The organism is Mycobacterium sp. (assembly GCF_050701675.1).
Taxonomy (GTDB): domain Bacteria; phylum Actinomycetota; class Actinomycetes; order Mycobacteriales; family Mycobacteriaceae; genus Mycobacterium.
Genome location: NZ_JBOGDD010000264.1, coordinates 1 through 10,545 on the forward strand (window position 1 = coordinate 1; position 10,545 = coordinate 10,545).

The window sequence follows — 10,545 nt, forward strand, 5'->3', positions numbered from 1 at the left end:
CGGCTGGCGCGCGGCGGGCTCGCCACGGCGATGATCGACGTCAGCGATGGCCTGGTGCAGGACCTGCGACACCTCTGCACCGCCAGCCGCGTCGGCGCACGCCTCGAGGCCGCACGCCTGCCGTGCACGCCGGCGGTGCGCGCCGCCGGCGTGGCGCTTGCCCTCACCGGCGGCGAGGACTACGAGCTGCTGTGTGCCGTTCCGGCGCAGCATCGCCGGCGAGTCGAACGGCTCGCCGACCAACTCGGTCATCGGATGACCTGCATCGGCATCTGCCTGCCGGCGGCCGGCGGCCTGACGGTCGTCGACGCCGCCGGCCGACCGCTGCGGCTGCGCCGTGCGGGTCACGATCACTTCGCTGCGCGGGGACGGCGATGAAGCCGGATCGCCTGCGCACCCTGCTGGAGCGCGTCGCGCGCGGCGAGCTCACCGCCGACGCCGCCTTCGAGGCGGTCAAGCATCTGCCCTTCGAGGACCTCGGCTTTGCCAAGGTCGACCATCACCGCGCCCTGCGCAACGGCCTGCCGGAGGTGATCTTCGGCGCCGGCAAGACCGCCGAGCAGGTGATCGCCATCGCGCGCAGCCTGCGCGACGCGGGCCACGACCTGCTGATCACCCGCCTGGCCGCCGACGCCGCGGCCGCGGTGACCGCCGCGCTGCCCGAGCTGACCTATGTCGCCGATGCCCGCGTGGCGTTCTGGCGCCGCGATGCGCCGCTGGCGCGCGGGCGCGGCACGATCCTCATCGTCGCGGCCGGCACGGCCGATCTGCCGGTGGCCGAGGAGGCGGCGCTGACCGCCGAGCTGGCCGGCAACCAGGTCGAGCGCATCTACGATGTCGGTGTCGCGGGTATCCACCGCCTCTTTGCCCACCACGACCGCCTGCGCGCCGCCAGTGTGCTGGTCGTCGTCGCCGGCATGGAGGGCGCGCTGCCGAGCGTCGTCGGTGGCCTGGTCGACCGGCCGCTGATCGCCGTCCCGACCAGCGTCGGCTACGGCGCCAGCTTCGGTGGCCTCGCCGCGCTGCTCGGCATGCTCAGCTCGTGCGCCGCCGGCATCACCGTCGTCAACATCGACAACGGCTTCGGCGCCGGCGTCGCCGCCAGCCTGATCAACCGCGCCTGAGGCAACCGCTCTACGCTGCGGGCTGGTTGGGGCACCGGCCCTGGAGGGCGCCGGTCCCTCGGCGCCGGGGGTGGGGTGGGGCGAGACGGAGCGGGATGCTCGCCGCGCGCACGGCGCCGACGGAGCCGCGCCCTCCAGGCCGAGCCTCGTATGCGAGGGGCGCTCGTTGCGATGGTGCCCCGCTCCGCTATAACCGCCACATGGCGGCGGGCGGGAAGGGCCAGTTGACGCGCGGGCGCACCAAGCGCGTGCTCAAGGTCGGCGAGCTCGCCACCTCGGTCGGCTCGTCCTACATCTGGGAGGCGCTGAAGAGCCCGTTCCGTTCCGCCGGCAAGCGCCAGCAGGCGCTGCTCGACACCCACATCCGCAACGCCCTGCGCATCGTCGAGAGCTCGAAGGAGCTCAAGGGCGCATTCATGAAGCTGGTGCAGATGCTGTCCATGCGCGACGACATCCTGCCGGCCGAGGCGCTCTCGGTCCTCTCGGTGGTGCAGTCGCAGGTGCCGCCGATGGACTACGCCGAGATCCGCGGCCAGGTGAAGCGCGAGCTCGGCAAGGCGCCCGAGCAGCTCTTCGCCTCCTTCGACGAGGAGGCCTTCGCCGCGGCGTCGCTCGGCCAGGTGCACCGCGCGACGCTGAAGAGCGGCGAGGAGGTGGTGGTCAAGGTCCAGTACCCGGGCGTCGACGTGACCGTCCAGCAGGATCTGCGCAACGTCAAGGCGCTGCTGCAGGTCTTCACCATGATCGGGCGCGACGTGATGCGCCAGAACATCGACCAGAGCGAGGTCTACCAGGAGCTCGAAGAGCGCCTGCACGAGGAGCTCGACTACATCAACGAGGCGAAGAACATCGCGCTCTTCCAGAAGATGTTCCGCGACGACGACGAGGTGGTCATCCCCGACGTGTATCCCGCCTACAGCTCGCGCCGCGTCCTCACCATGAGCCGTCTCGAGGGCTACCCCTTCGCCGACGTGCTCAAGCCGGGCGTCGACCAGTCGCTCAAGGATTGGGTGGCGATCAAGTTCTTCCGCGTCGCCTGGCGGCAGATCTTCGAGTTCGGCACGCTGCACACCGACCCGCACCCGGGCAACTACCTGATCACCTACCACCCGAAGCTCGCCATCCTCGACTTCGGCAGCATCCGCATCTTCCCCGAGCCGATCCGCAAGGGCTACCTCGGGCTCGCCGCCGGCATCCTGCGCCGCGACGAGAAGGCGATGGCGAAGAGCCTGGTGCAGCTCGGCTTCATCGACGCCGGCGACGATCCGACCGGCATGATCAAGATCATGGACGTGATCTTCGAGCCGGTGCTGGTCGACAAGGTCTTCGACCCGCGCAAGTACGACGTGCTCGAGAAGGGCATGGCCGTGGCGACCCTCGGCATAGAGCACCGCCTGTTCAAGGCGCCCGGCCACCGCGTCTTCCTCACGCGCGCGCTGATCGGCCTCGACTCGTACCTGAAGCAGCTCGGCGCCGTCGCCAACTGGCACCGCATCTTCACGCAGTGCGTCGACGACGCCAGCTGACGCCGTTCAGGCGTACGACGGATCGATCGCGACGCCGGTCCGCCGCTGCCAATCGGCCAGCTCGCCGGCCACGTCGGGCTCGACGCGCAGTCGCACGCCGACGAGCCTGCCTCCCTCGCCCACCCGGACGGCGACCTTCACCGACACTGCCCTGCCACGCGAGCAGGTCGACTCGGCCGCTGGCCATATTCCGGGCTATCTATTGAATACCCAATTCTGATAGATTCGCCTGAATCAATCTGAGTGACAGAACGGTCTATCCAGCACGCGTGGAGTCAACAGCGGTGCCGTCGATCCCAGCGCATCGTGCCGCGGAAAGGCCGGGATCGCCCGGACGTTCGGGGCAGCACACCGACGTCCGCCGCCAACCCGAGCGCGGCGTCCTGCACCAGGTGGTCCGCGAGCACCTCGAGACCTTCCTGGCTGAGGCGCGTCTGCGCGGTGGCGGCGAGGGGCTGCCGCATTTCGTCGAACGGGAGCTGCGCGCGTTCCTCACTGTGGCGTGATGGCCGGCGGCTTCGCACGCTTCCGCTGCTCCGGCTGCAGTCGCGAAATTCTGGTCGCGTTCTCCTGCAAGGGGCGCGGCTTCTGCCCGTCGTGCTGCGGCCGTCGCATGTGCGAGCGCGCCGCCCATCTCGTCGACGGCGTGCTCGGTGGCCTGCCCATCCGCCAATGGGTGCTGACGCTGCCGCACCGGTTGCGCTACGCGCTGGCCTACGATCATCGGCTCTGCCGCGCCGTCCTGGCGGTGTTCGTGCGCGCGGTGCTGCGCGCCGAGCGGCGCCGGGCGCGCGCGCAGGGGATCGAGGGCCGCGGCGGTGCCGTGACCGCGATTCAGCGCTGCGGATCGGCGCTGAACACCAACGTCCACTTCCACACCCTGGTGGCCGAAGGCGTGTTCGAAGAACAGCCCGATGGGTCGCAGCGGTTCGTGCCGGCGCTGCGGCCGCCGACCGACGTCGAGGTGGCGCGCCTGCTGGCGTCGGTGCGACGGCGCCTCGTCCGCCTCGTCGGCCAGCACGGCCTCGAGCTGGACGGGGGGTTCGACGACGGGCCGACCACCGACCCGTTGTGGCTCGACAGTCCGGTGCTGGCCCAGATGCAGGGGGCGTCGGTGCTCGGCCGGGTCGCCACCGGGCCGCGCGCCGGCCATCTGGTGATGCGGCTCGGGGGCGATCCCACGGCGCCGGTGGTGATGACACGGATCACACGGATGCGGAGTCGGAGGATGAAGATCTGATTTCTTCTATCCGTGTAACAAACGTTCCGTTTCTTGTCGGCACGCGCAGATTTCCTCCGACGGCTGCACCCGGCCCACGCCCCATTTGAGTGGTGTAAGGGGATCGCGCATCTCGCGGAATCCGAGCGTAGAAGATTGACCACGGATGGGCACGGATGGGCACGGATACGGATTGAAGAAACAAGATGAAGCCGGGTCGGCTTGATGTCATTCCCCTGATTCGTGGTCGCCTCGTGATGAGACGGACTCAGGCTTCTGCTCCGGATCCGTATCCGTGCCCATCCGTGGTCAACTTCCTCTTCTGTGGGCCTCTCCTCTCCTTGTTTGGTTCCGGCGAACGGCCGGGCTGGGGCATCCGTGTCATCCGTGGTTCAATTCCGATCAAAGCACTACGCGCTTTCAGCCCAAGTGCGCGTGCTTGAAGTTGAGCAGCAGGGCTACATGCAGGACGGTGATGTTCAGGTAGCCAAGCATCTGCGCGACGTGCGTCTCATTGAAGGACGTCACCACCTTGGGATCGACGATGACCTGTTGGTCGACGATAAGATCCGGGACGAGCTTGCCGATGAAATGTCCGCGATAGTGAACGCTGAACCCGTGCTGTTGCTCGACAGGGGGTCGCTTCGACTTGAGGCAAAGCCCCCGCGACCCTACTTCTTCCGCGCCTGGTACACCCCGCCTTCGTCCTTCTGTACTTCCGTCATCGTCGCGCCGATGCACAGGCCGTTGCTCGTGATCAGTTGCACCGTCGGGTTGGTGTTCCCTGACAGTGCCGCCGCGATGCCGAGCGAAAGATTGTTCAGCCCCTTGGCCGTGTTGTTGGCTGCGGACGCATCGGCTTTACCCTTGCCGGCGGCACCGGAGAGGTAGCCGATCTTGGTGATCCCGTCGGCAGAAGCGCTCTTGTCCTTGTAGCCGAAGCCCTTGCTGCCCTTCGCCTCCCAGCACGGTTCGTTGGCGCAGAGCTGGCCGCCGCGTGCGATTTTGATGCTCTGGAGAAGGGTATCGCTATCGTCGTACAGGCAGATCGTCACGGCGGTTGCGCCGGTCACCGGGGCGCCGAAGTCTGCGGCCGTGGTCGCGCTTTCTACCTTCTTCCATTTGAGCTTCAGCTTCTCTTTGCCAGCCTTCTTTTCGTTCGACAGGAGCTTCGCCTCTCCCGCCACCAGACAGCCGGGGAGCGGGGCCGCACTACAGGTTGGTGTCTGGCAGGCGTCACCCAGGCCGTCGTTATCGGTGTCCGTTTGCGCGGTGTTCGGCTCGGTCGGGCAATTGTCCTGGTCGTCGGGGACGCCGTCGTCATCGGCATCCGCGACACCGGTAACCGCGACGATCAACTGCGCCCCGCACGTCGCGCCCGCCGGGCAATCGTCGTTGATCAGGCAGCTCCCCGGCTGGCGGAGCGTGCAGCGCTTACACACGGCATCGCTGCCGCACGCGATCCCCGTGTGCTTGGCGCACTTCGAGGTCGCCAGGTCACAGACGTCGTCCTCGCACACCGCGCCGTCGCCGCACATGTCGTTCATCGGGTCACAGGTCACCCCAAGATCGCAGCGCCCGGCCGGGCTGAAGAACACCTGGCTCTCGTCGCTGACGTCGAGCGGATCCTGCCCCGCTTCCTCCGCCACGGCGCCGACCACCGTCGCGCGGCCGGTGCAGAAGTCGAAGCTCTGCAGGATGAGCTGATTGTTCGTACCGTCGTTGTTCAGATCCTGGCCGCCTTGCTCGGCTTCGAGGGTCAGGAACTTCACGACGCTGCCGCTGACGGAATAGGGCTGGCGCGGGTCGCAGGCTTCCAACGCGCACGGGGTGATGGCTTGCCCGGTGTTCACGAGCGTGCCGGAGACGGCGTCGTAGACCTGCAGGACGTTGTCACTCGTGTCGGCGTCGCCGGTCGGCAACCCGTTGCTGGTGGAGTTCAGATTGGTGTTGCCTTGCGCCGCCTCGTTGGTGCGGAACGCTACCAGGTGCACGTCGCCGCAGGCGCTGGTGGCTTCGTCACCGACGACGACGTCCTCGGCGGTCTGGCGCACACCGGCGCTGCACGACGTTGCTGGTCCAGGTCCCACTGCACAGGGTGTCAGCGTTACCGCGGTATCGGAGAGTGCGTACACCTGCAACACCAAATCGAGCGCGTCGCCGTCGCCGTTCAGCCCGCCCGGGCTGGCGCCCTGGGCGTCCTCGGATGTGAGCAGGACCGTTGTCGTATCGGATAGGACGATTTTATCCGCCGCTTGCTGGGTGTGCAGCCACGAGCTGCCGCCCCCCGCACACGTCGTCCCGAACGGCCCGGCGACGCGGTGGAACGCGGCGACGTCGTCGCTCTGGTCGAGATCTCCGTTCCCGTCGGCGCCCTCGCCGGCCTCGGAGACCAGCGCCCCGACCCAGGTCGGCGACATGGTGACCGCCGTCGCGGCGCAGCGGAGGTTCCGAACACTGCCACTGCCCGGCCAGAGCTGCGCGACGGCGTCCTCGGTATCGGCATCGCCGTTCAGCGAGCCCTTCGGACAGGCTGGCGTCGCAGGCCCACCGAGCGGAGCCTCGGGGCGAAGGAATGCCGTCGTTCCGGCAGCGACAGTCACGGCGTCGGCCGGGCAGAGTGTCGTCACCGTTCCGCTCGTGGCGTCGATTGCTTCGAGCACGATGTCGTCGAGCGCGTCGTCGTCGAACAATAGGTCGTCGATGCCGAGGGGATCGGCGGGGTCGCTGTCGCGAACGAAAGCGTCGAACACACCGTTCACGTCGCCAGCAACGAGGTTGCTGGCGTCGGAGGTGAACGCCACCACACGTCCATCCGCCGAGATCGTGATCGAAGATGCTGAGGTGAGGGGACCCGCCTCGACACCTGCCGCTCCGACATTGACCCGTTCAGTCACCCCCGTCACCCGGTCATAGAGAAACGCATCGGCATTGCCGCCATTCGTATCGCCACCCGGTCCAAGAAGGGTGGTGGACTGGCTGAAATAGGCAACGTACCTACCGTCCCCAGAAACCGACGCTTGAGCCGAAGCGGAATTCCCTTGTGTCCCACCCGGACCGATGCTGACTCGCTCGGTCGAGGGCGTGCAGTCTTCGACGACCTGGCCGCCACCGACGCACCGATCGTGGAGGAAGACATCGTTGATCGCATTGGTATCGATGCCAGGTCCGAGTAGGTTGGTTGCCAAGCTCGTAAACGCAATGAATCTCGCGTCCGCCGAGATGGCGTGGGGCTGAAAGAATGAGGGGAGATCGCCTTGAAGTCCACCCGGACCAACGCTCACGCGGTCGGTTAGCCCCGTAAGTCGGTCGTGTAAGAAAACATCAGTAAACGCGTTGGTGTCGCCACCGGGTCCGAGAAGATTCGTCGCGACGCTGTCGAATACGACGAATCGTCCGTCGCCCGAGATCCCCGGGGGGTCCGCGGGACCATTGGCTTGCATCCCACCAGGCGCGTCGCTGACCCGCTCGGTCGTGGGTGAGCACGCCGGCACCGTGACGCCGTTTGCCTGGCAACGGTCGTGAACGAAGACGTCCAACTGGAGATTCGTGTCGGGGACCACCAAATTGGTGGCGCCGCTGGAGAACGCCACGAAACGGCCGTCTGCTGAGATCGCTGGAGATCCCGAATCCGAATCGCTCTGCACCCCACCCGGAGCATCGCTGACGCGGAAGGAGTCTCCGGTTTGCAGATCTCGGACATAGACGTCGGCGAACCCGTTGGTGTCTTCTCCCGGTCCGAGGATATCGGCTGAGATACTTTGAAACGCCACGAATCGACCGTTGGCAGAGATCGCCGGCGACTGCGATCCGTCACTGTCGATCAGAGCCGTCATCCCGGCCTAACGATTGTGCGTGAACACGTCGTTGTCGGGAAACGTGCCAAACACGAGGACTCGACCGTCCGCCGACATGTGAACGTCGAGCGACGCACCGGCCGGAGCGGGATAGCGCGTCGTCAGTCGCTTGGCCATGGCACCTTCGTCGCTGCGCACGAAGACCACGCCACCCGAAATCGCCAGCGACCGGCCGTCGATCTTCGGCGCCGCATCGACGGCACGGAGCGGGCTGCCGTAGTTGGTCTCGCCAGCTCCGCGGCGAAAGATACGCAGAATTGCATCCGCGAAATCTTCGTCGTTGTTCTGAAAGCAGCGATTCTGATCCACTTCTGACTCGAGAAACGCCTGCACGTCGCCCTCGACGGCGACCGCGGGGAACGCGAACGGCGGCTGGCGGACGTTGATGATGACGCGGCCATCGGTCACACCGCACCCCGCCGGCGCGCCGAGATCCTCTTCCGCACCGGTGATCCGGTCGCGCAGCGTGGCCACCGTATCCAACTGATCGCCGTCGCCGTTCAAGTCCTGCCCGACCGCGGCCTCGCTCGCGGTGAAACCGCGGATCGACTCGGTCCTGTCGCGCAGCGAGCTCAGGTTCACCGGCGCCTCGGCCTCGAAGGCGTAGTTCACGCACGGACCGTCCACCCCACAGTCGGCCGTGCACGTCGCGCTGCTCTCCTGACACATCCCGTTGAGCGGAGCGATGCGTGGCCGCGGCAGTAGAAGCGGCCCGTCATCGACCAAGGCGCTGAAGTCGAACAGCGCCCCGCAGGGACCGCTCCCCCCGCACTCGGCGTCCTCGGTGCACGTCTTCGCCGGGTCGCCCACGCAGGTCGTCGGACAGAGCCCGCCCGGGCAGTCGCTCGACACGTTACAGGGCTGATCGTCGTTCGCCCCGCCCTGACAGGTGCCGAAGCGCCGGCCGATGCGCAAGATGGTGTACGGCGCATCCACCGAGCCGAACAGTGCGACGACGTTGGCATTCGGCACACTCGGGTCGACCTGCGGCTCGAAGATCGGCGGCAGGTTCCCACCTTCCGGCGTGAACGATCCCGCGAAGACCGCATCGGGAATGTCGAACGGCAGCGGCGACAGCAAGCGCGCGTGCAGCAGGCGCGGCACCGGCACCGCTGCCGGCACCAGCACGCTCTGCCAGCTCACCGGTAGGAGCAGATTCCCGGCGCTGTCGACGCTGAAGCGCAGATCAGTGGCGATCGGGTTGCACGGACCTGGCGGATCATCGACGGCGGAGAGCTTGTAGCAGTCGTGCGCGTAGTTGTTCGGGGGAGGTAGGGCGGTAAAGTGCGTAAAGGCCGGGAAGGGCACCCCGGTGCCGCAGGCCCCGTCGTTGGCGTAGAGATCGTCGACGCAGGCGCGCAGCCCGGTTTGACTGACGCACGTAGCGGTCGCCAGCCCGCACGGCAGTGGGTTGCCGGGTACACTGACCGCGATCGCCGCCGGGCCGGCCAGAGTCTCGTTCTCGGTACCGGCCACGCAGCTGCCCGGGTTCGGGCAATCGCTCGCTTCTTGGCAGCGCAGTCCGTCGTTGATCCCGCCGCTGCACCGCTTGCGCGTATCGGGAAAGCGGAAGCTCACGAAGCGCTCGCCGTCGTGGTCGACGATCGCGACCCCCGCTTCCGTACCCGCGATGCAGGTCGCCGCACCACCGCCGAGTTGCGCGGCGCAGGCGGCTAGCTGCGGCGTGATGGCCGTGCAATCGGGGTCGGCCGTCAGCACTACCGCGTTCTTCGGTCCCATCGGCGGCTGGAAGACGACGGTCACGACGTGATCGGCCGCGTTCGCCGTCAAGCCCGGCGAGCCCGTGTCGCAGCTCCGCAGCGTCAACTCCACCCGCTCTCCCGGCGCCGCGAACGGCCGGTTGGCGGTGCCGAGCGCGGCGTTGAAGGCTCTCGCCGTGCCGGGGATCAGGTTGCAGCCCGCGATGGCTGTGCTGGCAGGCTGCAGCGAGACGAGCAGGAGCGCGACAAGAACAATGAGACGATACGGGTACGACGTGGCCGTGCCGCGATGATGCATATCCCCCCTAACTGCCGATGCTCGCTTCCGGCCGGACACTCGGCCGGAAGCGAGTTGTCAACGTGCAGGACTAACGAGCGTTCGTCAAGGAAGTTTGGCCCCCAAGCTCACCGGCTGGTCTTGCGATTGTCGCGCCACCAATTCGCCAACGTGACGCCGGGGAATGGAATTCCCCGGTTGAGTCTTGAAAAAGTCCCCTGAAGGGAACTCGACTCCGGTCTTCAGTCGGCTTCAGCCGACTGAGATCGACGCAGCCGAACAGTTGCGGTGGGCAACTTGACCGACGCGCAAAAGGACTTGTCTTTCATGCGCAGCGAAGCCGTGCTCGTGCGATGTAATCGGAGTTGGCTCAGGTGCCGCGCACGCGTGCGCGTTCGGTCTCGGCTCACTCGAGCCATCGCCGCCTCATTCGACGCCGGCTTCAGACCCTGCGAATGTAGTCAGCGGCAACTCCGTAGCGTGCGATGTCTTTGGGATCACTCGTCCACACGAGGCTGCGTGTGGCCCGCGTTGTGAGCCGGCGACCGCACCCGGCTCGAGCACCTCTGCCGCTATGTGTTGCGTCCGCCGGTGGCCCACGGGGCGCTGGAGCTGGCGGCGGACGGCACGGTGCTGCTGCGTCTGCGGCGGCCGTGGCGTGACGGGACGCGGGCGATCCGCTTGGCGCCGACCGAGCTGCTCGAGAAGCTCGCCGCCATGATTCCGCGCCCACGCGCCAACCTGCTGATCTACCACGGCGCCTTCGCGCCGCGTGGCTGTTGTCGCGCAGCTGCGGGTCGGGACGCGGAGAGTGCACCCCC

Annotated in this window: 10 protein-coding genes; 6 read left to right on the top strand and 4 right to left on the bottom strand. The window is 67.3% G+C overall.

What is annotated here, in order from left to right; genetic code table 11:
* From ACRDUX_RS07530 to ACRDUX_RS07540, 3 genes are all read left to right on the top strand, one after another.
* Window positions 1-378: thiamine-phosphate kinase (locus tag ACRDUX_RS07530; protein ID WP_526412516.1), on the top strand; the 378-nt coding region annotated here is incomplete at its 5' end.
* Window positions 375-1,124, top strand: coding sequence for a nickel pincer cofactor biosynthesis protein LarB (larB, locus tag ACRDUX_RS07535; protein WP_526412518.1), 750 nt, complete (start codon window positions 375-377; stop codon window positions 1,122-1,124). The genes ACRDUX_RS07530 and larB, both read left to right, overlap by 4 nt.
* A gap of 200 nt (window positions 1,125-1,324) precedes the next feature.
* Window positions 1,325-2,650, top strand: a complete 1,326-nt coding sequence (locus tag ACRDUX_RS07540) for an ABC1 kinase family protein (protein WP_526412520.1) — start codon at window positions 1,325-1,327, stop codon at window positions 2,648-2,650.
* Window positions 2,651-2,656: 6 nt separating this feature from the next.
* Here ACRDUX_RS07540 and ACRDUX_RS07545 read toward each other — a convergent pair whose 3' ends face one another.
* The gene (locus ACRDUX_RS07545; protein ID WP_526412522.1) at window positions 2,657-2,791 is read right to left on the bottom strand and encodes a hypothetical protein; all 135 of its coding nucleotides are present in this window, start codon (window positions 2,789-2,791) and stop codon (window positions 2,657-2,659) included.
* Window positions 2,792-2,919: 128 nt separating this feature from the next.
* Here ACRDUX_RS07545 and ACRDUX_RS07550 point away from each other — a divergent pair, with 128 nt between their 5' ends.
* Together ACRDUX_RS07550 and ACRDUX_RS07555 are read left to right on the top strand one after the other, a co-directional pair.
* Window positions 2,920-3,156 carry a hypothetical protein gene (locus ACRDUX_RS07550; RefSeq protein ID WP_526412523.1) on the top strand — a complete coding sequence of 79 codons (237 nt, stop codon included), beginning with the start codon at window positions 2,920-2,922 and terminating at the stop codon, window positions 3,154-3,156.
* Window positions 3,156-3,890: a transposase zinc-binding domain-containing protein gene (locus ACRDUX_RS07555; protein WP_526412525.1), complete on the top strand. Its 735-nt coding sequence runs from the start codon at window positions 3,156-3,158 to the stop codon at window positions 3,888-3,890. Before ACRDUX_RS07550 ends, ACRDUX_RS07555 begins: the two co-directional genes overlap by 1 nt.
* Before the next feature lie 399 nt (window positions 3,891-4,289).
* Here the strand turns inward: ACRDUX_RS07555 and ACRDUX_RS07560 are convergent, their stop codons facing one another.
* The 3 genes from ACRDUX_RS07560 to ACRDUX_RS07570 are packed head-to-tail and all read right to left on the bottom strand — an operon-like array spanning window position 4,290 to window position 9,745.
* A complete protein-coding gene (locus tag ACRDUX_RS07560) occupies window positions 4,290-4,610 on the bottom strand; it encodes a GxxExxY protein (protein ID WP_526412527.1) in 321 nt (106 codons plus the stop codon).
* Window positions 4,541-7,705, bottom strand: a complete 3,165-nt coding sequence (locus ACRDUX_RS07565) for a TolB family protein (protein ID WP_526412529.1) — start codon at window positions 7,703-7,705, stop codon at window positions 4,541-4,543. Before ACRDUX_RS07565 ends, ACRDUX_RS07560 begins: the two co-directional genes overlap by 70 nt.
* A gap of 6 nt (window positions 7,706-7,711) precedes the next feature.
* Window positions 7,712-9,745, bottom strand: coding sequence for a hypothetical protein (locus tag ACRDUX_RS07570; RefSeq protein WP_526412531.1), 2,034 nt, complete (start codon window positions 9,743-9,745; stop codon window positions 7,712-7,714).
* 570 nt (window positions 9,746-10,315) lie between these two features.
* Between ACRDUX_RS07570 and ACRDUX_RS07575 the strand changes: the two genes are divergently transcribed.
* A partial coding sequence (locus ACRDUX_RS07575; protein WP_526412533.1) for a transposase occupies window positions 10,316-10,545 on the top strand: 230 nt, incomplete at its 3' end.

Coding starts and splice junctions, on each gene's coding strand:
- larB (WP_526412518.1), top strand. CDS start 375: ATGAAGCCGGATCGCCTGCGCACCCTGCTGGAGCGCGTCGCGCGCGGC.
- ACRDUX_RS07540 (WP_526412520.1), top strand. CDS start 1,325: ATGGCGGCGGGCGGGAAGGGCCAGTTGACGCGCGGGCGCACCAAGCGC.
- ACRDUX_RS07555 (WP_526412525.1), top strand. CDS start 3,156: ATGGCCGGCGGCTTCGCACGCTTCCGCTGCTCCGGCTGCAGTCGCGAA.
- ACRDUX_RS07565 (WP_526412529.1), bottom strand. CDS start 7,705: ATGACGGCTCTGATCGACAGTGACGGATCGCAGTCGCCGGCGATCTCT.
- ACRDUX_RS07570 (WP_526412531.1), bottom strand. CDS start 9,745: ATGCATCATCGCGGCACGGCCACGTCGTACCCGTATCGTCTCATTGTT.